17 protein-coding genes are annotated in these 22,391 nt (G+C 71.3%); 8 read left to right on the top strand and 9 right to left on the bottom strand.

Annotated features, from left to right (window positions below):
* Window positions 1–145: 145 nt before the first annotated feature.
* Window positions 146–1,435 (bottom strand): RNA-guided endonuclease InsQ/TnpB family protein, encoded by a 1,290-nt coding sequence (locus PV963_RS35310; RefSeq protein WP_274820527.1) that lies wholly within the window; start codon window positions 1,433–1,435, stop codon window positions 146–148.
* 28 nt (window positions 1,436–1,463) lie between these two features.
* Here PV963_RS35310 and PV963_RS35305 point away from each other — a divergent pair, with 28 nt between their 5' ends.
* Entirely contained in the window at window positions 1,464–1,667 is a 204-nt protein-coding gene (locus PV963_RS35305) for an Arc family DNA-binding protein (protein ID WP_274820526.1), read from the top strand.
* A 143-nt stretch (window positions 1,668–1,810) separates the two neighbouring features.
* Here the strand turns inward: PV963_RS35305 and cyc2 are convergent, their stop codons facing one another.
* The gene (gene cyc2 / locus PV963_RS35300; RefSeq protein WP_274820525.1) at window positions 1,811–3,973 is read right to left on the bottom strand and encodes a germacradienol/geosmin synthase Cyc2; all 2,163 of its coding nucleotides are present in this window, start codon (window positions 3,971–3,973) and stop codon (window positions 1,811–1,813) included.
* A gap of 180 nt (window positions 3,974–4,153) precedes the next feature.
* Here cyc2 and PV963_RS35295 point away from each other — a divergent pair, with 180 nt between their 5' ends.
* Window positions 4,154–5,392, top strand: a complete 1,239-nt coding sequence (locus PV963_RS35295) for an endonuclease/exonuclease/phosphatase family protein (protein ID WP_274820524.1) — start codon at window positions 4,154–4,156, stop codon at window positions 5,390–5,392.
* 1 nt (window position 5,393) lies between these two features.
* Here the strand turns inward: PV963_RS35295 and PV963_RS35290 are convergent, their stop codons facing one another.
* The 4 genes from PV963_RS35290 to PV963_RS35275 all read right to left on the bottom strand — a co-directional run bounded on the left by PV963_RS35290 (window position 5,394) and on the right by PV963_RS35275 (window position 10,428).
* A complete protein-coding gene (locus tag PV963_RS35290) occupies window positions 5,394–6,578 on the bottom strand; it encodes a damage-control phosphatase ARMT1 family protein (RefSeq protein WP_274820523.1) in 1,185 nt (394 codons plus the stop codon).
* An 89-nt stretch (window positions 6,579–6,667) separates the two neighbouring features.
* On the bottom strand, window positions 6,668–7,315 hold the full coding sequence (locus PV963_RS35285; RefSeq protein ID WP_274820522.1) for a ScbR family autoregulator-binding transcription factor: 648 nt from the start codon (window positions 7,313–7,315) through the stop codon (window positions 6,668–6,670).
* 309 nt (window positions 7,316–7,624) lie between these two features.
* A complete protein-coding gene (locus PV963_RS35280) occupies window positions 7,625–9,421 on the bottom strand; it encodes a S8 family peptidase (protein ID WP_274820521.1) in 1,797 nt (598 codons plus the stop codon).
* Window positions 9,422–9,786: 365 nt separating this feature from the next.
* Window positions 9,787–10,428 carry a Tat pathway signal sequence domain protein gene (locus PV963_RS35275; RefSeq protein ID WP_274820520.1) on the bottom strand — a complete coding sequence of 214 codons (642 nt, stop codon included), beginning with the start codon at window positions 10,426–10,428 and terminating at the stop codon, window positions 9,787–9,789.
* Window positions 10,429–11,085: 657 nt separating this feature from the next.
* Between PV963_RS35275 and PV963_RS35270 the strand changes: the two genes are divergently transcribed.
* The 3 genes from PV963_RS35270 to PV963_RS35260 all read left to right on the top strand — a co-directional run bounded on the left by PV963_RS35270 (window position 11,086) and on the right by PV963_RS35260 (window position 13,597).
* Window positions 11,086–11,757, top strand: a complete 672-nt coding sequence (locus tag PV963_RS35270; protein ID WP_274820519.1) for a DUF6230 family protein — start codon at window positions 11,086–11,088, stop codon at window positions 11,755–11,757.
* A complete protein-coding gene (locus tag PV963_RS35265; protein ID WP_274820518.1) occupies window positions 11,757–12,215 on the top strand; it encodes a DUF6114 domain-containing protein in 459 nt (152 codons plus the stop codon). The genes PV963_RS35270 and PV963_RS35265 overlap by 1 nt, the downstream gene beginning before the upstream one ends.
* A 125-nt stretch (window positions 12,216–12,340) precedes the next feature.
* Complete coding sequence (locus tag PV963_RS35260; protein ID WP_274820517.1) at window positions 12,341–13,597, top strand: cytochrome P450 family protein; 1,257 nt, start codon at window positions 12,341–12,343, stop codon at window positions 13,595–13,597.
* Here PV963_RS35260 and tatA read toward each other — a convergent pair.
* Entirely contained in the window at window positions 13,554–13,802 is a 249-nt protein-coding gene (tatA, locus tag PV963_RS35255; protein ID WP_274820516.1) for a Sec-independent protein translocase subunit TatA, read from the bottom strand. The two genes, PV963_RS35260 and tatA, sit on opposite strands and share 44 nt — an antisense overlap.
* A gap of 77 nt (window positions 13,803–13,879) precedes the next feature.
* On the opposite strand from tatA, the gene PV963_RS35250 reads away from it, so the two are divergent.
* Window positions 13,880–15,412 (top strand): LCP family protein, encoded by a 1,533-nt coding sequence (locus tag PV963_RS35250; RefSeq protein WP_274820515.1) that lies wholly within the window; start codon window positions 13,880–13,882, stop codon window positions 15,410–15,412.
* Here the strand turns inward: PV963_RS35250 and mgtA are convergent.
* Window positions 15,403–17,913: a magnesium-translocating P-type ATPase gene (gene mgtA / locus PV963_RS35245; RefSeq protein WP_274820514.1), complete on the bottom strand. Its 2,511-nt coding sequence runs from the start codon at window positions 17,911–17,913 to the stop codon at window positions 15,403–15,405. The two genes, PV963_RS35250 and mgtA, sit on opposite strands and share 10 nt — an antisense overlap.
* Window positions 17,903–18,250 (bottom strand): ArsR/SmtB family transcription factor, encoded by a 348-nt coding sequence (locus tag PV963_RS35240; RefSeq protein ID WP_274820513.1) that lies wholly within the window; start codon window positions 18,248–18,250, stop codon window positions 17,903–17,905. Before PV963_RS35240 ends, mgtA begins: the two co-directional genes overlap by 11 nt.
* Window positions 18,251–18,588: 338 nt before the next feature.
* Between PV963_RS35240 and PV963_RS35235 the strand changes: the two genes are divergently transcribed.
* Window positions 18,589–19,599 carry a substrate-binding domain-containing protein gene (locus PV963_RS35235; protein WP_274820512.1) on the top strand — a complete coding sequence of 337 codons (1,011 nt, stop codon included), beginning with the start codon at window positions 18,589–18,591 and terminating at the stop codon, window positions 19,597–19,599.
* Between the two features lie 194 nt (window positions 19,600–19,793).
* On the top strand, window positions 19,794–22,382 hold the full coding sequence (locus tag PV963_RS35230) for a sensor histidine kinase (RefSeq protein WP_274820511.1): 2,589 nt from the start codon (window positions 19,794–19,796) through the stop codon (window positions 22,380–22,382).
* Window positions 22,383–22,391: the final 9 nt, after the last annotated feature.

Raw genomic sequence — 22,391 nt, 5'->3', positions numbered from 1 at the left:
GGGCCGATCAGCCCGTGTGGCCCTCACCGTGGCCGCCGTGGGCACCGCCGTGGTCGAACTTCAGCACCTGCGGAGGCATCACGACGAAGGGCCGCGTCATGCCAATGTCCTTGCTCCAGCAGATGGCATTGACATCCTCCCCTTCTTAAAAGAGGGGGATTCCAACCCAGGCGGGTTGAGGTTCACGGGCACTCGAACGGCTGGTGGCCGTTGTCACCCCTCCGGCACCGGCTGAGCGCCGGGGGCGGGGGATCCCGCCCTGTCCTGCCGCGACGTTGTTTGCTGCGTTCTCATCTGCGTTACAGGTGAAGCCGCAGGATACGCACTCGAAGTCGGCTTGGTTCTTGCGCGACTTCTTCTCGATCCATCCGCAGGCACTGCACCGCGGACTCGTGTAGGGGGAGGGAACATCCACGACCCGGTCGGGGGCCTTGTGTTCAGTGCGCTGTCGCAGGAGTCCCCAGCCCTGGGCGAGGATGCCACGATTCAGCCCGGCTTTCTGCCGGACGTTCGCGCCGGGCTGATCAACGGTTCCCTTTGCCGAGCGGGTCATACTCCTGATGTTCAGCTTCTCGAACCGGATCAGGTCGTACGACCTGGCGAGCATGGTGCTGGTCTTCTCACACCAGCCCTTGCGCCGATTCGCCTCACGTGCCTTGAGCCGGGCGACCTTGGCATACTCGACGGTCTTGCGGTCGCTGCCCTTCGGTGCCCGGGCCGCTCGGCGCTGGTGCTTGCGGATCTGAGCGCGCTCCTTGACCGTGAGCTGCGGGCAGTTCAGCTTCCGCCCGTCCGACAGGGCGGCGGTGATGGCCACGCCCCGGTCAATACCGATGATCTCGCCCGTTCCCGGCTTCTCGATCGGCTCCGGGATGACGGCGAAGGCGATGTGCCATTGACCGCTGCGGAAGGTGACCCGGAACGTCTTCGCGTCGGGCGGCTCGGCGCGGGTGAGGCGGAAGCGCACCCAGCCGCAGCCGGGCACCCTGACCTGAGCCCAGCGCCGGTTGAGCTTGTGCACCACCACCGAGCGGCCCATGACCTGCTTGCCGGTCTTCGGATTCAGCTTCGTCGTGCCGTCCGCGTTGTGCTCGGGTACGCGGTCGTTACCGATGACGCGGAAGCCCTCGTGCACGTACTTCTTGCGCCAGGTCGGCTCCCCGAACCCAGAGCTGAAGCGGGCGTTCTTGGCCTTGGCGAAGTCTTTCAGGGCTTGCTGCTGCACGTCCGCGTTCCCGGCAGCGAGCCATTCATTTTCCCGCCGGGCCTCGGTGAGCTGACGGCACTGTTCCGCGAACCCCGGTGCGGACTTCCGTCCGGGCTTCCAGTGTGCGTGCTGCTCAACGGCAAGATTCCAGACGTACCGGGCGTGCGCGCAGTGCAAGAGCATCTGCTCCTGCTGCTCGCTCGTTGGGTACATCCGAAATCTGGCCATGACCCCATTCTAGGGTTATCGTAACCCCATGGCAATCTTCAATTTCCGTATCCCTGATGACCTATACGCCAAGCTCAAGGACCTTGCCGCGTCCGAAGAGCGCTCCGTCAACTCCGAGTTGCTGCACCTTGTACGACGTGCTGTTGAGTCGGGTGGGGTGCCGAATCGCCTTGAAAGCGATTCGGCTACCTCTGCCCCACTGCGCGACAGCCGGCATTCACCCCGGCCCTGAAGGACCGGGCACCCTGCCCGACAAGAGCGGTGGTAACCCCGTGTGGCGCGTCGCCTGTTCCCCTCATTCAGGTAGACCCCCGGCGCACTGCCGGGAGTTCCTCGATGTCCCGTTCCAGGCGGATCTGGCCGGAAAGTGCCGCCTCAGCCGAGAGCGGGCACGGGCAGGGCGGGCGGCCGGTCCGGGAGGAAGCCGTGAGCACGCCGGGCCAGCCAGTCGGCCTTGTAGCGGTCCACCTCGCGGTGCCAGTTGAGGATGCCCGCCATCCAGTTCTGAAGATCCGTGACGTACTCCTGCATGACGGCGCGGCCCTCGTCCGTGAGCTGGAAATCCTCGTACAGGACGGGCAGTTCGTGCTCGACCACGTGCTCGAACTGCCGCATGCGCTGGCTCATCAGGTCGTGCACGATGCCGAGGGCGGTCGGGTAGTCGCAGCCGAAGAAGGACTGCACGACGAGGATCGCGTTGTGGATCTCGCCCTCGTACTCGATCTCCTTCTGGTACGAGAAGACGTCGTTGGTCAGGCACGCGAAGTCGATCGCGGCGTTCTCCAGGGAGCGGACCGGGCCGCTGCGGTAGATCTCGGGCGGGACGGCCGGGCCGTGGCCCATCCGGCACAGGCTCAGGGTGAGGTCGGAGCCGAAGGTCGCGCGGCGCATCTCCAGGTAGTCGACCGGGTCGGGGACGCGGTTCTGGAGCTGGTTGGACAGTTCCCACACCCAGCTCTCGGTCATGACGTTGATCGCGTCCTTCAGGGTGCGCCGCGCCTCGGGCGTCATGTCCGCGGTGGTGCGCAGCCACAGGTCGACAAGGCCGCGCTCCATGGCGTTGGCGGGGGCCGGCGGCGCCTCGCCTGCGACCGGCATGCAGTCGGACAGGCGGGCCGTGGTCAGCCGGGCGGCGACCAGGTCGCGGCGGTGGCCGTAGACCAGCGGGTAGTAGTCGTCACCGTAGGTGCCCCAGGCGAGCCACTGCGAGCTGAGGTCGAGGGCCCCGGGAGTGGCGTCCGGGTCGAGGCCCGCCGCGCAGAGCGGGAGGTCGTAGGCCCGGAGTTTGTCCGCGTCCCAGACACCCTCGCCGAGCATGCCCATGCGATTGACCCAGTCGGTCAGGTTCCGGCGGGCGCCGTCGAGATGCGGGCTGAGCTGAAGCGGGAACGGCATGCGGATGTCGGGGATCCGGGACGGCCCGACCTTCTGGTACGGCACGTGCGTGTAGGCGCGCAGCCGCTCCGCTCCGGCCGCGGCGAGCAGGGCGCGTACGTCGGCGGCGGAGGTGCCCATGCCGCTGCACCCCGGCCACGGCTTGCCGCCGCGCGCGTTCTCGTTCATGTAGCGGCTGGAGCGCAGATGCCACTCGTGGCCGCCGGACTGCCAGTCCTGGAGTCCCTTGGTGTACGCCGCCACGGCCGCGACCTCGCCGGGAGTGAGGCCGTTCTCCAGGGCCACCGCGGGCACTTCGGTGAACGCCGTGTGCTCGAACTGGTGGAGGCGGGACGTGAGGACGTCGTTGACGGTGTCCGCGGCCTCCTGGGTTGTGCAGCCGAAGAAGGTCTCCACGACGAGCACGCCGTTGCTGTTCTCGCCCTCGTCCTCGACCTCCCGCTGGTAGGAGAACAGGTCGTTGCGCAGGTGCACGGCGTCGGAGAACGTCTCCATCAGCACCCTGAGCGGCCTGGACTCCGCCACGGACGCGGGCACTTCGGCCGTCGCGTACTCCACGAGGCCCGCGGACCAGGGGGCGCCGCCCACCTTGCGGCGCATCTCGATGTACTCGACGGGGTTGGCGATCCGCCCCTCGTTGATGTTGGACAGCTCCCAGAGGGACTCGTTCAGCAGGTGCTCGGTCGCCACGGCGAAGCGGCGGCGCCAGTTCTGCGACATCTTCGGCACCGTACGCGCCCACAGGTCGGCGAGGCCCGCCTCGACCGGGTTCTCCGGCTCCGGTACGGGAGTCGAGAGGTCCAGCGGCATGAAGAGGGGCAGCCGGTCCAGGTGGGCCTTGCCGGCGACGCGGTCCTGGCTGCGCTTGTACATCTCCAGGAAGTGGTCGTCGAAGAAGAAGACCCACACGTACCAGTCGGTGATGAGGGAGAGGGCGGGGCCGTCGCAGTCGGGGTGGGTGTAGGCGCAGAGCAGGCCGTAGTCGTGTGCGTCGAGGTCGGCCTGCTCCCAGACGCCGGATCCCTCCAGCATGCCCATCTCGCGCGCCCACTCGGTCGAATGGGCGCGGGCCTCGTCGAGATGAGGGTTCAGCCGCGCGGGATGCGGCATGTAGAAGTACGGGAGTTCGAACGGCTGCGTCATGGCCGGGCCCTACCCGGCGCCTCGCGGCGGCATCCGCGGGACCGGACATGATCACACCATCGCGTGAATCGGGAATGAATGCGGGAGTTCTCGCCGGACCTTGTGGCGTTCATCTCTACGCGCGCAGACTTACGTCCGCACCCTGGCAGTTCACGTCCCTCTCGTTCACCGGAGTCCACCATGAAGCAGCCCCGAGTCCTGCCGCGCCGGGCCGCGCTCACCTCGCTCGCGGGGGCGGCGCTGGCCGGTGCGACCGCCCTGAACGCCTCGGCGTCCGAACGGCACGGGCGCACCGTGCGGTTCGCCACGTTCAACGCCTCCCTGAACCGCTCCGCGCAGGGCGCCCTCGTCCGGGACCTGTCCACCCCGGACAACGCCCAGGCGCGCAACGCCGCCGAGACGATCCAGCGGGTCGACCCGGACGTGCTGCTGATCAACGAGTTCGACTACGACGACGAGGCAGCGGCGGTCCGCCTGTTCCTGCGCAACTACCTGGCGGTGGGGCAGCGCGGCGCCCGCCCGGTCCGCTATCCGTACCGCTTCACCGGGCCCGTGAACACGGGCGTCGCCACGGGAGTGGACCTGGACGGGAAGAACGGGGCCGTCACGACGCCCGGTTCGGACGCCTACGGGCAGGACGCCTACGGGTACGGCTGGTTCCCCGGCCAGTACGGCATGGTCGTGCTGTCCAAGTACCCGATCGACACGCGCGCGGTACGCACCTTCCAGCACTTCCTGTGGAAGGACATGCCGGGCAACGTCATGCCGGAGGGCTACTACAGCGACGAGGCCCGGGCGATCCTGCGGCTGTCCTCCAAGAGCCACTGGGACGTGCCCGTGCGGATCGGCCGGGACACCGTGCACTTCCTGGTGTCGCACCCGACCCCGCCCACCTTCGACGGCCCCGAGGACCGCAACGGCCGGCGCAACCACGACGAGATACGCCTGTGGGCCGACTACATCGGCGCACGCCGGCGCGGCGCGTACCTGTACGACGACCGGGGCCGGCGCGGCGGACTGCGGCCCGGGGCGCGGTTCGTGATCGCGGGAGACCTCAACGCCGATCCGTACGACGGCGACAGCTACGACCACGCCGTACGGCAGCTGTTGGAGCACCCGGCGGTGAACCCGCCTGCAACACCGCCGGCGAGCAGGGGCGGGGTGGCGGCGGCCCGGCTCCAGGGCGGCGCGAACGCCTCGCACATCGGTGACCCGGCGTACGACACCGCCGACTTCGGCGACACCGCACCCGGCAACCTGCGCGTCGACCACGTCATCCCGTCCCGGGGCCTGACACCGGGCGCGAACGGCGTGTTCTGGCCGACGCCCGGCGACCCGTTGTACCGGCTGGTGGGGGACGGCTCGACGGTTCCGACGTCGGACCACCGGCTGGTGTGGCAGGACGTGAAGGTGAGCTGACCTACCCGGAGGTGCTCATCTGGATCAGCGCGTGCGTGCCGCTGGTGCGCCAGCGCTGGTCCTCCGCCGCGACCAGTTCGGCCTCGGTGCGGGCGTCGAGGCCGGTGATCACGTCGGACTTCAGGGTGCGCAGGGCGGCGACCGGGCCGGGGAAGTACGCGGTGACGTCCCGGAACGGCGTGGTCGGGGCCCAGAGCCGGTCGCCCACCAGGCGGCGGTAGTTGAGGTCTCCCTTGACGACGGTGAGCGTGGCCGAGGCGAAGTCGGCGCGCAGGTCGGCGGGCATCTGCTCGTACGGCAGCGGGGCGCAGGAGAAGGGATGGGCGCGGAGGGTGAGGCGGCCGTCGGCCAGGGCGGACCACAGACGCTGTCCGTACCCGGCGGCCGTTCCCCCGGCACCGGTCAGGCGGCGCAGCGCGTCGACGACGTCGGCGGTGGTGGCGTCGGAGACGTAGTACGGGTAGGGCTTGACGTGCAGGACGGCCCGTCCGATGCGCCCGTGGGCCAGGAGATGGGCGATGAGGAGCAGGTCGGGGACGAGTTCGCGGCCCGCGTTGTCGGCGACCAGGCACAGGGTGCCCGTGCCGGAGTCGCCGAGCAGGGCCCACAGGCGGTCGCTGTCGTCGGCGACCAGTCCGGGGGCGGCGTCGGCGGCCCGTGCGCCCTCGGCGGAGAGACGGAAGCCGAGGTCGGCGCGGTTGCCCCAGAGGGAGCCGTGCAGCAGGGCCTGTGCCTGTTCGCCGGCGGGCAGGCCTGCGAGGTCGTCGAGCGCGGCCAGTTCCTCGTCGGTCTCAGGGGAGTCGAGTTCGGCCAGTTTGGAGGGGCGGAAGGGGTCGATGCCCTGCCAGGGGCCGGGGCCGAAGTAGCCGACGGCCTGGAGCAGCCGGCGGTAGAACCAGCTCTCGGACCAGAGCCACGGCACGTCGAACCAGGACCGGCCGGCGTACTCGCGCAGCCCCCAGGTCTCCCAGAGGTCGCGGTCGTGCGCGTCGGCGGGGAGCGGTTCGATCTCGCCCTTGGTGCAGTTCGCCAGCAGTTCGTCGAGCGCGCGGTGCTGCCCGGGTTCGTACGGGAAGGCCTCGCGCACCTGCCGGATGATGGCCGGGTGCCGCTCGGCGAGCACGCTGTGGGGGAAGGAGCCCGGCTGGTCGCCGAGGAGCACGGGTGCGGATGGGGTGTCGGGCATGCGGCTCACCGTAGCGCGCGGGCACCAGGTCCCGGCCGGCCTGGTCGGAGCACCGGCGCACCCGGGGCGGATCGTCCCGCCCGAGAGCGTCAGACCGGTGCCAGTTCGCGTTCCAGGCGGGCCGCGAGGCTCAGGTAGCGGGCGCGGCGGGTCACCGGGACCAGGCCGCGGATGAGTATGTTCCACATCTCGGCCGTCCGGCGGGGCTGGCGTGTGACGGGCTCGCGGGAGCGGCCCACGACCCGGGTGCCGACGAAGAAACAGACCAGGGAGTGGGCCACGACATCGATATCGATGTCCGGGTGGACGTCGGACTCCTTGACCGCGCCGACGAGCCGGGCCGTGACGATGTCCAGCCACTCCGTGAACGGATGGCTCAGCGGCGGACGGGGCCGGATCCCACCGGTGGCGAGCCGCAGGCCGGCCCTGAGGACCGGGTCCTCGACGGACATGCGGGTGATGCCGAACGTGAGGCGCATCAGCGCCTCCAGGGATGTGTGGCCGCGATGGTCGGTCTCCGTCGCCAGCCGGCGAGCGGTGTGCGACTGGAGTTCGAGGATCGCGTGGGCGAGGTCCTCCTTCGCCGCGAAGTGGAAGTACAGGGCGCCCTTGGTGACCTGAGCGTGCTCCACGATGTCGCTGAGACTGGTCGATTCGTAGCCGCGACGGTCGAACAGGTCAGCGGCGGCCGTGATGATCGTCGAGCGGGTCTGCTCGGCTCGCAACTGCCTCGCCATCGACTGAACTCTCCCGGGACAGAAATGAACGGGTCATGCCGTTTGTTTTTACCCCCCGTACACGATAACTCACCCTCAGACGGCCTCCACCACACCAGTGTGCCGGAGTGCGGGTGCACATCCGGCAAAACAATCGCAACTGGTGAAAGAAAACAGCGCGTTCGGTATCTAACTGTGGGGGTTGTGCGGCCGGACGTAAAGACGGGCCGACCGGTGCCCCATCCGCACCGGCCGGCCCGCCCGTTCGTGAGCTGCCCGTTCAGCGTCCTCACAGAAGGAGGACCAGGAGATTCAGAAGGATCAGATGGATCAGAAGGTCAGCTTCCAGCCGTTGAGCGTGCCGGTGTCCTGCGCCGCGGTGTCCTGGACGCGCAGCTTCCAGGTGCCGTTGGCGCTCTCGCCGGAGGCGTTCACCGTGTAGGTGGTGTTCACGTTGTCGGCGGAGTCGGAGGCGGCGGACTTCAGACGGTACGCCGAACCGTCCGGTGCGATCAGGTCGATGACGAGGTCGCCGCGGTAGGTGTGGGTGATGTCGACGCCGACCTGGAGGGCCGAGGGGGCGTTGCCGCTGCGGCCGGTGACGCTGATCGGCGACTCGATCGCCGCGCCGTTGTCCGGGATGGCGACGGCGGTGGTGCTGGCGAAGGTCGTGCCGGTGGACGAACCGCCCTTGACGGCCTGGACCGTCTTGGCGGCGTCCGCGAGGCCGGCGCCGCAGCCGCCGGAGCAGGTGCCGGGCAGCGGCCGGGCGTTGGCCTTGATGGCCGACTCGATCTGGGCCGGGGTGAGGGCGGAGTTGGCCGACTTCATCAGGGCGGCGAGGCCCGCGACGTGCGGGGTGGCCATGCTGGTGCCCTGGTAGTAGGTGTAGTTCTCGCTCGACGGCGTCTTGGTGCCGGAGTTCAGCGTGGACAGGATGCCGTTGGCGGTGGAGGTCCGGGTCTCACCGCCGGGGGCGGCGATGTCGACGACCGAGCCGTAGTTGGAGTACGAGGCCCGGCTGCCGGCTCGGTTGGTCGCGGCGACGGTGATGACGTTGTTGCAGTTGGCCGGGGACGAGGACGAGGCGTTCGTGTTCTCGTTGCCGGCCGCGACGACGACGGAGGTGCCGCGGTTCACGGCGCCGTTGATGGCGCTCTGGGTGGCGGTGGAGCAGGCGCCGCCCCCGCCGAGGCTCATGTTGATGACCTTGGCGACGTTGGTGTTGGCGGGGACGCCGGAGACGGTGCCGCCGGAGGCCCAGGTGATGGCGTCGATGATGTCGGAGTCGTAGCCGCCGCACTTGCCGAGGACGCGGACCGGGGAGATCTTCGCGCCGTACGCGATACCGGCGATGCCCTTGCCGTTGTTGGTGGCGGCGGCGATGGTGCCGGCCACGTGCGTGCCGTGCCAGGAGGAGTTGGAGGCCGGGATGCCCGCGCCGCACTCGTTGGCGTTGTACCAGTCGCCCGGGTCGGCCGGGTTGCTGTCACGGCCGTTGCCGTCGACGGAGACGGCGGTGTCGGAGATGAAGTCGTAGCCACCGACGATGTTCGCGGCCAGGTCGGAGTGGGTGACGTAGCCGGTGTCGATGACGGCGACGGTGACGCCGGTGCCGGTGGTGGTGTCCCAGGCGGCCGGGACGTTCATGCCCGCGGTGGACTCGAACAGGTCCCACTGCTTGCCGTAGTCGGTGTCGTTCGGGGTGGCCGTCGGCTTGTTCAGGCGGTCCGGCACGACGTAGGCGACCTGCGGGTCGGCCTGGTACTGGGAGACGACGTCCGCGACGTCCGCCCGGGCCGGGTTCGTGCCCAGGTCGACGAGGGCGGCGCCGGTGCCGAGGCGGCGCTGGAAGTCGACGTCCTCGCCGGTCTTCTCGGCCTTGGCCGCGGCGTCGGCGGCGGCGGCCTTGTCGGACTTGGCCTCGGTGGCGCCGGACTTGTAGCCGACGATGAGCCGCTCGGCCGGGGTGCCGGGGGCGGCCTCGGTCTGGGCGGCCGGAACGGGGGCGGGCCGGGGAGCGGTCTCCTGGGCGACGGCGACCGAGGCGGGGGCGGCGGTCAGCAGGGCGGCGGAGACGGCGGCGACGGATATCAGCTTCCGTCTGAACTCTGGTGAGGTACGCACGGTCGTTGCCTTTCGTGGCCGGACTCCGGGCTGGGCGGAGCGGCGGTGGATGCGCTTCGTCGCTGAAGCGGAGGGGGGTTGCTTCGAAAAGCGACGCGATGGCCGGCCAGGGCGTGTGGGGAGCGGACCCGTTCGGGGTTACCTGTGGGTCAGCTGTGCTGGAACGATAGGCAAAGGGAAGGTCATCGGGATACGGGGGAAACCCTCGATCCAGCCGGAAACCCACCCTCTATGGGGGGCAGTTGGGCGCAAATTGCCCAGCGCATCCCATGCCGGCGGGCGGCGCCGCGGCGGTGCTGGTGCTCACCGGCGGCGCCGCCCTGGCGGTACGGCCGCGTCGGCGCTGAACCGACGCTCCTCAGCCGTCAGTTGACGTTGACGGCGACGCCCGCCTTGGTCACCGGCGAGTACTTGGCGGTGAAGAAGGCGTTGGCGAAGCACAGCGACGAGCCGGACGTCTTCGTGAACTGCTGGTTGGTGAAGGAGATGCTGTGGTCGGCGTTGCTCGCCTTGCCGGTCAGGCTGGGGGCCTGGTAGACGCAGTTGATGGTGCCGAGCAGGGTGCGCAGCTTGACCGTGGACTGGATGGCGGAGCCCGCGCCCGGGGTCACGGAGACGGTGCCGTCCGAGGACACGCTGGTGGTGTAGGGCAGGTTGTCGACGGTGATGCCGCTGACGCCGAGCACCCCTACGACGTTGGCGGTGCAGCCGCTGGTGTCGAAGCTGTGCGAGGTCAGGGACTCGGTGGCGGTGCCGGGCGCGGCCGGGTTGTCGGTGACGGTGGCCGCGAACGCCGACTTGGTGCAGGAGATGCCGCTGGTGCCGGTCGCGCTGGAGTAGAAGGTGGCGGCGGTGCCGCTCGCCAGGGACGCGTCGAGGACGTCGCCGACCGCGACCGCCGCGCCGTCGGTGGTGGTCAGGACGGGGGTGTCGGCCGCCGAGGCGGGGGCGGTGAGGCCCAGGGCGGCCATGGCGGCGGTGAGGGTGAGGAGGGTGCGCGTACGCATGCGGGTGTACCTCTTCTCTGAAGCGGGGTGAGGGTGCCGGGGACGCGGTTCGGCGTCCGCCGTCGCCGGCCCGTTACGCCTTCTCCGTACGTGACGGACCGGCAACGGCAGACCGGTGACCGGCCGGAGGCACGCACGGGGACGGGCCTCCGGCCGGGCCGGGCCAGGCCCGGGGGGACTGGTGGCACGGCACTTAAGAAGGGAAGGGCCCGTGCCGGTGCCGTGGAGAGTCGGACTCGGGCAGTGGAAAGCCCGTGCGGACGCACCGGGCGGCGAGCTGCCCGTACGGGGACGAGCGGTCCGGGACACGCGGACGGTGCCGCGCGGCGGATCCGGCGCCACGGATCCGGTGAGACGAGGAGAGTTGTAGACCTGGGCGTCAGTCAACGTCAAGGCCCCGCAAGGGAGTTGTGCGTTAGCTGCGACTTTCCGAAGGACGACGACTCACATACGGCGCACATTCCACACTCTTTGTTCACACTTCTCTTGACCCTTCATGTAACCCCCGGTAACTTCCGAGTCGGCCACTGCGGCGCAACCAGAAATCCCTTGCAGCCACCGGGAGTTGCGGGGAGACGTGCGTACGCGGTCGATGTCCGCGCCAAGGGCAACGTGCCACCGAAGTCCGAGCCGCACCGACACGCACCTGGAGCAGACATGACCTCCTCCGCCGAGCACACCCCCGAAAGACCGGAAGGCCCCGCCGCCGCGGACGTCGGTGACGTTCCCGCGCGGCGCGGGCGGGTCCGGGCACGCCGGGCCGCGGTGATGGCGGTGCCGGCCGCCGCGGTCGCCGCCGGCCTCGCGATCCTCACCGCCCAGGGGGCGCTGGGCGTGCAGTTCGCCATCTCCGGTATGCCTTTCACGGTCACCGCCACCGAACTGAAGGGCAAGGGCTTCGCACAGTTCGGCGGTCTGCGCGAGATGGCCGAGGGCAGCCCCAACGCGGGTGACACCGGCGGCCAGGTGCTGGTCGTCACGTCCGTGATCAAGGACGCGACCCTCACCAAGCTGTGCCAGAGCGTGGACCTGGGCGGCACGAACCTGATCATCAGGGCGGGCGAAGGCGCCAAGAAGGTCCGGGCCAGCGACCTGACCACCGACTCCACGCAGCTCTCGGGCGACGCGGCCTTCACCGGCATCGAGATCGGCAACGACGCCAGCACGCTCGACAAGGCCGGAGACCTGGGCCGCGGGCCGATAGGCGTCTTCAGCCAGCAGTCCGACACCGTGCGCATCGCCAACCTGCGGCAGACCAACTACGCCACGACGGCCGGTGTGTTCAAGCTGCCCGGGCTGAAACTGGGCTTCAGCGGATCGGGTTGCTGATGCCCGGCGGCCCACGCGGGAAGATCCGGCCCGCCTTCCGCCGGTGGCGGGCGGGCCGTCCCTTCTGGGGCGGGCTGCTGCTCGCCCTGGGCGGGGCGGAGGTCCTGCTCACCCTGAAGGCGTCGCTGGACGTCATCCTGCACGTCGGCATGCAGGGCCTGGCCGGCTATCTGCTCCCGGCCGTGATGCTGCTGTGCGGCGTGCTGATCCTCTTCAACCCCGCCCAGCGCCTGTTCTACTCGGTCATCGGGGTGCTGGTCTCCCTGGGGACCTGGGTGACCTCGAACCTGGGCGGCTTCTTCGTGGGCCTGCTCCTGGGCGTGGTCGGCAGCTGCCTCACCTTCGGGTGGCTGCCGGACCAGGAGCCGCGCATCAGCCGGCGGCAGCGCAGGAAGCAGGCGCGGGTCGCCAAGGCGGTGGCGCAGCCCGTGGAGCGGGAGGCCGGCCAGACCGCCTGAATCGGCCAGTGATTCTCCGCCCTCTGGCGCCGCCCGGCCGCGGCCACTTGGCTGGACGTGTCGCGCACTCGCCCGCGAGGCGTCCGCGTGCCATGACAGCCAACCGTCAGTCCAGGGAGAGTTCGATGGAGTTCACGCATCCGATAGTGATCGACCCGACCGGTCGCGACATCCACGGCGAGGCCGCCCGGATCCGCGAGCGCGGACCCGTCACCCCTGTCGAACTCCCCCACGGTGTCCCGGCCTGGGCCGTCAGCAGCGCCCCGCTGCTGAAGCGGCTGCTCACCGACCCGCGGGTGTCGAAGGACCCGCGCCGGCACTGGCAACGCTGGATCGACGGCGAGGTCGCACCGGACTGGCCGCTGTACACCTGGGTCGCGGTGCGGAACATGTTCACGGCCTACGGCACCGAGCACAAACGGCTGCGTGCCCTCGTCTCCAAGGCGTTCACCGCCCGCCGCACCGCCGCGCTGCGGCCCCGGATCGAGGAGATCACCGCGGCGCTGCTCGACCGGGTCGCCAAGGCCGGGGCGGGCGGTGGGGCGGACGGCCACACGGTCGATCTGCGGGAGGAGTTCTGCTATCCGCTGCCCATCCAGGTCATCGGCGAACTGCTCGGATTACCCGAGGAGTTGGGCCCCGAGCTGCGCGCCGTGGTGGACGGCGTCTTCCACACCTCGGCCGACGCGACCGAGGTCGCCGACATCTACGCCCGGTTCTACGCCGTCCTCGGTGAGCTCGTCGCCGCCAAGCGGGCGGCGCCCGGCGACGACCTGACCAGCGCGCTGATCGCGGCCCACGAGGAGGAGAGCGGCACGCGGCTCAGCGAGCAGGAGCTGCTCGACACGCTGCTGCTGCTGATCGGCGCCGGCCACGAGACGACGGTCAACCTGCTCGACAACGCCGTCCACGCGCTGCTCACCCACCCCGACCAGCTCGCGCACGTCCTCGGCGGTCGCGCCTCCTGGGACGACGTGATCGAGGAGACCCTGCGGGCCGAGGCACCGGTGGCCAGCCTGCCGCTGCGGTACGCCGTCGAGGACCTGCCCCTCGGTGAACTGGGCGGCCCGGAGGGCAAGGTGATCCGCAAGGGCGAGGCGATCCTCGCCGCGTACGCCGCCGCCGGACGCGACCCGCAGCAGCACGGCCCGGACGCCGGCACCTTCGACGTCACCCGCGCCGTGAAGGATCATCTGGCCTTCGGATACGGCGTCCACCACTGTCTGGGCGCCCCGCTCGGCCGACTGGAGGCGCGCGTGGCCCTGCCCGCCCTCTTCGAACGGTTCCCCGGTCTCATCCTCGCCGTACCGGCGGACGAGCTGCGGCCGGTGGACTCGTTCATCTCCCACGGCCATCGGTCGCTGCCGGTCCTGACGGGCTGACGGGCTGCGCGGCGGGCCCGGCCGGATCACCGCAGGCCGGGTCCGCGGCACCCTCCTCCTTCAGCGCCCTCGCCTCGCTCTTGAGGATCCGCATCGAGCGGCCGAGCGAACGCGCGGTGTCGGGCAGCTTCTTCGAGCCGAACAGGACGATCACGACGATCGCCACCATCAGCAGATGCCAGGGCTCCAGTCCGTTGCGCAGCACGTCATGCCCTCCCACTCGTCGACAGTTGCTACATTGCGCAACTGTACAACCCCCGGGCGAGAGGCAAGCAGACGCCGATGACGGTCACCAGCAGCCGGAGGACGGAGCCGCCGCGGCACAGGGCCGCAGCGCCGGAACACAGGCGGCGGCGCGGTCGCCGGCGGGGCCGTGGGATACGGGTCGGTCTCGCCGTCTGCCTGGCGCTGCTGGTGCTCGCCGGGGCCGGTGCCGGCTGGCTGTATCTGAAGCTGGACGGCGACATCAGCACCTTCGACTCCGGCGGCCTCTCCGACAACCGCCCCGAGGCCGGCTCGTCCAACGGCGAGAACGTCCTGGTCATCGGCTCCGACACCCGCACCGGCGGCAACGAGGCCCTGGGCGGCGGCGACAAGGACGACGTGGGCCGCTCCGACACGGCGTTCCTGCTGCACGTCTACGCCGACCACCGGCACGCCATCGCCGTCTCCATCCCCCGCGACACCCTCGTCACCATCCCGCCCTGCAGGCTGCCCGACGGCAGCTGGACGAAGGCCCAGCCGGACACGATGTTCAACACCGCGTACTCGGTCGGCCAGACCGCCAAGGGCAACCCCGCCTGCACCCAGAACACGGTCGAACAGCTCACCGGGCTGCGCGTCGACCACACCGTCGTCGTCGACTTCAAGGGCTTCGCCCGGCTGACGGACGTGGTGGGCGGTGTCAAGGTGTGCCTGCCGCAGGACGTCTACGAGAACGATCTCAACCCGCACCTCACCGCCCCGGGCAAGCTGCTCTTCCACAAGGGCGAGCAGACCGTCTCGGGCCAGAAGGCGCTGGACTACGTCCGCATCCGGCACGGCATCGGCGACGGTTCCGACATCGGCCGGATCAAGCGCCAGCAGGCGTTCGTGGCGAGCCTGCTGAAAGAGGTGAAGAGCAAGGGCCTCACCCCGACGCGGCTGCTGCCGCTGGCCGACGCCGCCACGAAGTCGCTGACCGTCGACCCCGGCCTCGGCTCCGCCGACAAGCTCATCTCCTTCGCGATGACCTTGAAGGACATCGACCTGCACAACACGAAGTTCGTCACCCTGCCCTGGCGCTACGAGGGTTCACGGGTCGCGATCGTGCAGCCGGACGCCGACGCCCTGTGGGCCGCACTCAAGGCCGACCGCACGATCGACGGCAAGGACGCCGGCGGGAAGAAGACCGGGGCGTCGGGTTCTGAGGCTCCCGTCTCCCCCACGCCGGTCTCCGGTGAGGGCATCGACGTCGCCGTCTACAACGGCACCGCCGTCCCCGGCCTGGCCGCCCGCGCCGCCGCCGCTCTCACCTCCGACGGCTTCACGGTCACGGGCACGGCGACGGCGTCCGCCCAGGACCACACCACGACACTGGTCGAATACGGCCCCGGCCTTCAGGACCGGGCCCGGACCGTCGCGGCGGCCTTCCCCGGGGCCGAGCTCCAACCCGTGACCCGCAGCGGGATCAACGTCGTCCTGGGACAGTCGTACGCGAACACCCCGGCGGCGTCCGCTTCCGCGTCCCCCACTCCCACCACCGTGCCGAGCGAGGTCGCCGACGGCGCCCGGTCCGCCGACGACAACCCCTGCTCGAACCTCACCTACGGCTGACGCCGCGCGTGCCGGGCCCGGGCCGCCGTCAGGGCCAGCGCGTACAGGCCGAGGACGACGGCCGGCAGCAGGTAGTACGCGGCCGGCAGGACCGTCATGCCGAGGGCCGCGCCGAGGGGGCTCGGCGGCAGCAGCAGGCCGACGGCGGCGAGACCGGCCGCCGCGAGAGCGACCGGGCCGGGCGTACGGCTGCCCTCGACACGCCGGCCGGTGCGCAGGAGCAGCATCACCAGGGCCTGGGTGAGCAGGTTCTCGGTGAACCAGGCGGAGTGGAAGACGGCTTCGTCGTCGACGGCGTCGGGGCCGTCGAGCGCGAAGGCGAGGATGGCGAAGGTGGCGAGGTCGGCGACCGCGTTGAGCAGGCCGAAGCCGGTGACGAACCGGAGGAAGGAGCGCGGCCGCAGCACGGCCGGACCGCGCAGCGCCGCCGCGCCGGGTCGGTCGTGGGCGAAGGCGAGCTGGGCCGCGTCGAAGCACAGGTTCTGGGCGAGCACCTGGGCCGGGAGCATCGGCAGGAAGGGCAGCAGCAGGCCCGCGGCGAGCATCGCGACGACGTTGCCCAGGTTGGAGGAGAGCGTGACGCGCAGATACGAAGCGATGTTGCCGCTCGCGTGCCGGCCTGCGGTGATCGCGTGGCCGATCGCGGTGAGGTCCTTCTCGGCGAGAACGACGTCGGCGCTCTCCCGCGCCGCGCCGACGGCCGAGCGGGGCGCGAGTCCGACATCGGCGGCGCGCAGCGCGGCCACGTCGTTCACCCCGTCGCCGAGGAACCCGACGGTGTGCCCGGCGGCGCGCAGGGCGGCGACGACACGGGCCTTGTCCTGCGGGGTGCAGCGGGCGACGACGGTCGCCTCACCGGCGGCCTCGTTGTCCTCCAGTTGCGCGGCGGTCCGTACCTCCCCCGGATCCAGGCCGAGTTCCCGGCAGGCCCGGGCCGCGGTGGCCGGATGGTCGCCGGTGAGGACCTTCACGGTGACGCCACGGTCGGCCAGGCCGCGCAGGGCCTCGGCGGCGGTCGGGGCGAGGGCGTCCCGGAAGGTCACCAGGCCCCGGAAGATCAGGCCCCGTGCGCCGGGCCCGGACGCACCGGCCGGGCGGTCCGCCGTCGCGACGGCCAGCACCCGCAGCCCGGCGTCCGCCTCCCGGGCGGCGAGCGCCAGCAGCCGGTCGCGTTCGCCGGGCTCCGTCGTACAGCGCTCCACCACGGCCTCGGCGGCGCCGGTGACGACGACGGTGTGGCGCCCGAGGGAGCCGCGTACCACCGCCGTGGAGAAACGCCGTACCGGGTCGAACGGCACGGCGTCCACCCCGTCGTACTCCTCACCCACCGGCCCGGCCGTCTCCAGCAGGGCCTCGTCGAGGGCGTCGGGCGCGGGCAGTTCGGCGAGCTGGAGGGTCCACCAGGCGCCGACGGCGGCCCAGCGCAGCACCTCCGGGTCGTCCCGGCCGGCCGGGTCGAGGGACCGTTCGACGACCGGCCGGTCCTGGGTGAGGGTGCCGGTCTTGTCGACGCACAGCACGTCGACCGCGCCCAGGTCGTGCAGCGCGGGCAGCCGTTTGACGATCACACCGTGGGTGCGGGCGAGCAGCGCGGCGCCCCGGGCCAGGCAGGTGGTGACGATCACCGGCAGCATCTCGGGCGTCAGCCCGACGGCGACCGCGACGGCGAAGGGCAGTGTCTCCAGACCGCGTCCGCGCAGCGCGGCGTTCGCCATCAGCACGAGGGGCGGCGTCAGCAGCATGAACCGGATCAGCACCCAGGAGATGCCGTGCACGGACCGGTCGAAGGCCCCGCCCTCCCGGCGTGCCGCCGGCTGCCGGTGAGCGGCGGCGAACCGGGTCCCGTCCCCGGTCGCGACCACGACGGCGGTGGCGGTGCCCGTGGCGACGGTACTGCCCTGGAAACACAGCGGGGAGTCGTCGGGTTCACCGGATCCGGCCGGCCCCTCCACCGCCCTCTTGTCCACCGGCGCCGACTCGCCGGTGAGCGCCGCCTGGTGCACCGTGAGGCCGCGTGCGCGCAGCAGTCGTACGTCTGCCGGGACGAGGTCACCGGGGCCGAGGCGGAGGACGTCGCCGGGGACCAGGTCGGTGACCGGCACCTCGCGGGGACGCGGCAACTCCTGGGCTGTGCCGCGCCGCAGCACCGTGGCCGTGCCGGCGACCAGTTCGCGCAGGGCGGCCATGGAGCGGTCGGCCCGGTGCTCCCCGCTCGCGCGCAGCACGCAGCTGACCGCGACCAGGGCGAGGATCACCACGGCGGTGCCCCAGGAGGCGACGGCGGCGGAGACCAAGCCGAGGCAGAGCAGGACCGCGGTGAAGGGGTCGCGCAGGGCGTGCGCGCACCGGCGGGGCCAGGACGGCGTACGCCGCTGCGGCAGGGTGTTCTCGCCGCGGGTGACCAGCCTCGCCGCTGCCTCGGTCTCGGTCAGCCCCCGGGGCCCCGACTCCAGCCGCCGCAGCACCTCCAGGGTGGTGCCCCCGGCGGTCTCACAGGCCATGGAGGCGGCGGCGCGGCGGTGCGGCGCGGTCGGTGAGTCTGCCCACCATGAGCCGTACGACGTCGACGATGTCGGGGTCGTCGACGTAGTACACCTGGCGACGGCCCTCGCGGCGGGAGCCGACGAGTCCGGCCAGCTTCAGCTTGGTGAGGTGCTGGCTGACCGCGGGCAGCGCGCCGCCGACCCGCTCGGCGAGCCCGGTCACGTCGCTCTCGCCCTGGGCCAGCGCCCAGACGATGTGCAGCCGGGCGGGCGAGGCCAGCAGCCCGAAGGCCGCGGCCGCCTGGGCGAGCACGTCGGCGGGCGGGTCCTCGAAGCCACTGCCGGCTGCCACCACCGTCGCCGTCCCTTCCGTAGCCTCCGTCGTCCTGCGAGCCGCACCAGTCTAGGCGGGCCCCGGCAGCACCTCGGGCGGCCTTTCCGTGCCGGACGCGAGGGCGTCCGAACCGCACGGACGGTACGGAAAACCAGGGCATGACCTCGACCGTTCGGCCCGTCGGACAGATCATCACGATGCGGCAGCATCAACTCACGGCAGGTGGCTGCTCACTTGACGCCCAGTGGTCACACACGGTTGGCTCCGGGCCAGCGAGAGTCATCCGGTCCGTGCTCAGGTGCGGACCGTCTGTGCTCTCCCCCTGCTCTTGCTCGGCCGCACAGCGAGGTCCGCCCCTCATGAACACTCCTCCCCCGCCGCACACCTCCGCGAGACTCACCCGTGTCGCGGCCCTGGTGTCCGCCGTGTGTCTGCTGGTGGCCGGCTGCTCCGTCCTCGGCGCGAGTGACGACGGGTCGGACGCGGACCCGGTGGGCGGGCCGGGCGGCGGGATGAAGGTCGCCCTGGTCACGCACGGCGGCAAGGGCGACGCCTTCTGGGACCTGGTGCGCAGGGGCGCCGAGGCGGCGGCAGCCAAGGACGGCATCGACCTGACGTACGCCAGCGACTCCGACGCGACCGCGCAGGCCGCGCTGGTGCGGGACGCGGTCCGCGACAAGGTCGACGGCATCGCGGTGACGCTGGCCAAGCCGGCGGCGATGCGGGGCCCGATCGCCCGGGCCAGGGCGGCCGGCATACCCGTCGTCGGGCTCAACTCCGGCATCGACGCCTGGCGGCCGGCGGGCCTGCTGGAGTACTTCGGCCAGGACGAGTCCGTCGCCGGCCGGGCCGTCGGCGACAAGCTGGACGAACTCAGGGCCAAGCACGCCCTGTGCGTGGTGCACGAGCGAGGCAACGTCGCGCTGGAGGCCCGCTGTGCCGGCGTGCGGAAGACGTTCGACGGCGACACCGACAACCTGTACGTGGACGGCAGCGACATGAACGCGGTGACCGCCACGATCGCCTCCCGGCTGCGGCAGGACTCCAGCATCGACGAGGTCGTCACCCTGGGCGCCCAGTACGGGCTCAGCGCGGTCAAGGCCGTCGAGCAGGCCGGCAGCAGAGCCAAGGTCGCCACGTTCGACCTCGACAAGAACCTGGTCAAGGCGGTGCAGGGCGGCGACGTGCAGTTCGCCGTGGACCAACAGCCCTACCTCCAGGGCTACCTCGCGGTGGACGCCCTGTGGCTGTACCGGACCAACGGCAACGTCAGCGGCGGCGGGACGGCTCCGGTGCTCACCGGTCCGGCGTTCGTGACGAGGTCCAACGTGTCCACGGTGGCACGGTTCGCCGCCGCCGGGACCCGGTGACCGGGCACGTCCTGTGACGGTGTCGCCAAAGATTCGGTCAGGCCCGGCCCGTGCGGTCACTTGTACGGATAACATCCTGCGCATCCCATGTGCCGTAACCGGCACGCGAACACCCCCCGCACCCGTCCCCACCCCCGGCCCCGACCCTTCCGCCTCCCCGTTCCTCGCTCCCCGCTGATCGCCCTAGGACGACGATGTCTCGACGGACAGGTGCCCGGCGCCGTCTCGGTTCCATACGCCTCTCCCTGGTGCTCCTGGCCCTGGTGCCCAGCGTCACCCTCGCCGCCATGTGGGGCGTGACGACCATCCAGATGTTCTCGGAGGGGCTTCGGCTGCGTGACCAGACGGAGCTGAGCCGGTCCACCGGCGCCATGGGCACCGACACGACGCTCGCCCTCCAGCGGGAACGCAGCCTGTCGGCGGCCTGGCTGGCCTCGCCGCACGGTTCCCGGGCCGCCCTCGACGCACAGCGCGAGGAGACCGACGCGGCCGTCGCGAAGCTGGTCGGGCAGGCGGACGCGATCGAGAAGGCGCCCTCCCGCGTCTCGGACCGGCTGTACTCGGTGCTGGGCTCGGTGGGCAGCCTGGAGTACTACCGGGACCAGGTGGACGACCCGACCGACATCACCCCCCAGCAGGCGCTGGACCAGTACTCCTCGATCATCGACGACCAGATCCACGCCTTCCAGGAGCTCTCCCAGGTCGACGACGGCGACCTCACCTCGCAGGCCGGTCCCCTGGTCGGGCTGGAGCACGCCGCGGAGCTGGTCTCCCGGGAGGACGCGCAGCTGACGCTCGCCTGGCCGTCCGGGCATCTCGACGACAAGGCCTGGGTGCAGTTCGCGGAGCTGGTGAACACCCGTCGCTGGCTGGTCAAGGACCAGGTCGTGCCCCAGCTGACCGGCGGTGCCAAGACACAGACCGAGCGGATCCTGGCGAGCCCGCAGTGGCAGACGCTCGAGGCCATCGAGGACCAGGTGCTGGCGGCCCGCAATTCCACCGCCGCCGCGGACCGGATCGCCCTGCCGGACACCCAGAAGCGGTGGAACGCCGCCATGGACAAGCTGTCCGAGCAGTACGCGAGCCTGATCCGGCAGCAGACGACGGGCCTGCTCGAACGCAGTGCCGACAAGGCGGACAGCCTGCTGATCAAGGCGGGGATCCTGAGCGCCGGCGGGCTGCTCGCGCTGCTGGTGTGCGTCGGCATGTCCTGGCGGATCACCCGCTCGCTGTCCCGGCGGCTGCGCGGTCTGCGCCGGGCCGCCGTCAGCCTCGCGCAGGAGCGGCTGCCGGACGTGGTGGCGCGGCTGGAGCGGGGCGAGACGGTCGACCCGGAGTCGGCGACGACCCCGCTGGACTACGGCCACGACGAACTCGGCCAGGTGGCCGAGGCGTTCAACACCGCCCAGCGCACGGCCGTGCACACCGCGGTCGAACTCGCCGACACCCGGCGGGGCTTCCAGAAGATCATCCTGGGCATCGCGCGGCAGAGCCAGAACCTGGTCAACCTCCAGCTGAGCAAGCTCGACACGCTGGAACGCGAGCACTCCGACCCCGACATCCTCAAGGGCCTTTACGAACTGGACTCCACGGCCAGCCAGTTGCGCCGCTACGAGGAGAACCTCGTCATCGTCAGCGGCGAACGGCCCGGCCGCAGCTGGACCGAGCCGGTCGCGCTGATCGACATCCTGCGCAGCGCGGTCGGCGAGGTCGCCGAGTACCAGCGGGTGGAGGTGCACACCGAGGAGGAGGTGTACCTCGCGCCGCCCGCGGTGGCCGACGTCATCCATCTGCTCGCCGAGCTCATCGACAACGCGACCGCGTACTCCCCCGCCCCGAGCCCCGTCACGGTGCGGGCCGGGATCGTCGCCAAGGGCCTGGCCGTCGAGGTCGAGGACCGCGGCCTCGGCATGTCGGAGGAGGACTACGCGTCCTTCAACGAACAGCTCGCGGTGCCCCCGCAGTTCGACGTGGTGGCGCTCGCCGACGACCTGCGGCTCGGCATGTTCGTGATCGCCCAGCTGGCCCGCCGGCACGGCATCGCCGTCACCCTGCGCTCGTCGCCGTACGGCGGGACCACGGCGATCGTGCTGATACCGCACGACATCGTGGTGCGGGAGATCCCCGAGGCCGGTGCGCCGGACGCGCGGGACGCCAAGGACATGGCCGGCGCGAACGGCCTGGCCGTCCCCGCCGGCCCGAGAGGGGCGGGCGGCGGCCGGACGACCGCTGGCGGTGCGAAGAACGGGCAGAGCCCGGTGGACGACGGGCGGAGTGCTGTGGACGTAGCGGGTTCGGTCGACGGGCGGAGCCCGGTGGGGGTCGATCCGGCCGTAGGTGGCAAGGAGCACGCCGAGGTGTCGGAGAGTGCCGCGGCGTCGCAGGGTGCCGCGGGAGCCGAGATGCCGGAGCGCGCCGGACGCACCGCCGGGTCCGCAAGCGGGTCCCGGACCGCCTCCGCCACCACGTCCGCCGTTCCCGCCGCCGCTTCCGCCGGCCGTGCGCTCATCCCCCGCCGGGACGGTCTCGCCCCGCTCCCCCGCCGGGTACCGCAGACCAGCCTGGTGGAGGAACTGCGCGAGGAGTCCGCGCCCGCCGGCGACGACGGCTCCCCCGACGACTTCACCGCGGAAGCGGCCGCCTCCTCCCTGGCCGGTTTCCAGCGCGGCACGCTCCGGGCCCGTGACGACGACGCCGAGCCCCCGTTCGACGAGGACGCGGCCGCCCCACTCCGGCAGGCCGCCGCCGATCCCGTCCCCTCGACTCCGCCCGCCGACCGCTGACGAAGGACA

The organism is Streptomyces coeruleorubidus, assembly GCF_028885415.1.
Taxonomy (GTDB): Bacteria; Actinomycetota; Actinomycetes; order Streptomycetales; family Streptomycetaceae; genus Streptomyces; species Streptomyces coeruleorubidus_A.
This window is presented reverse-complemented; position numbering and strand designations above follow the sequence as displayed.

Bases quoted from the DNA above. Each gene is read 5' to 3' on its own strand.
- PV963_RS35310 (WP_274820527.1), bottom strand. From the start codon at position 1,435: ATGGCCAGATTTCGGATGTACCCAACGAGCGAGCAGCAGGAGCAGATG.
- PV963_RS35305 (WP_274820526.1), top strand. From the start codon at position 1,464: ATGGCAATCTTCAATTTCCGTATCCCTGATGACCTATACGCCAAGCTC.
- cyc2 (WP_274820525.1), bottom strand. From the start codon at position 3,973: ATGACGCAGCCGTTCGAACTCCCGTACTTCTACATGCCGCATCCCGCG.
- PV963_RS35295 (WP_274820524.1), top strand. From the start codon at position 4,154: ATGAAGCAGCCCCGAGTCCTGCCGCGCCGGGCCGCGCTCACCTCGCTC.
- PV963_RS35290 (WP_274820523.1), bottom strand. From the start codon at position 6,578: ATGCCCGACACCCCATCCGCACCCGTGCTCCTCGGCGACCAGCCGGGC.
- PV963_RS35285 (WP_274820522.1), bottom strand. From the start codon at position 7,315: ATGGCGAGGCAGTTGCGAGCCGAGCAGACCCGCTCGACGATCATCACG.
- PV963_RS35275 (WP_274820520.1), bottom strand. From the start codon at position 10,428: ATGCGTACGCGCACCCTCCTCACCCTCACCGCCGCCATGGCCGCCCTG.
- PV963_RS35270 (WP_274820519.1), top strand. From the start codon at position 11,086: ATGACCTCCTCCGCCGAGCACACCCCCGAAAGACCGGAAGGCCCCGCC.
- PV963_RS35265 (WP_274820518.1), top strand. From the start codon at position 11,757: ATGCCCGGCGGCCCACGCGGGAAGATCCGGCCCGCCTTCCGCCGGTGG.
- PV963_RS35260 (WP_274820517.1), top strand. From the start codon at position 12,341: ATGGAGTTCACGCATCCGATAGTGATCGACCCGACCGGTCGCGACATC.
- PV963_RS35250 (WP_274820515.1), top strand. From the start codon at position 13,880: ATGACGGTCACCAGCAGCCGGAGGACGGAGCCGCCGCGGCACAGGGCC.
- mgtA (WP_274820514.1), bottom strand. From the start codon at position 17,913: ATGGCCTGTGAGACCGCCGGGGGCACCACCCTGGAGGTGCTGCGGCGG.
- PV963_RS35235 (WP_274820512.1), top strand. From the start codon at position 18,589: ATGAACACTCCTCCCCCGCCGCACACCTCCGCGAGACTCACCCGTGTC.
- PV963_RS35230 (WP_274820511.1), top strand. From the start codon at position 19,794: ATGTCTCGACGGACAGGTGCCCGGCGCCGTCTCGGTTCCATACGCCTC.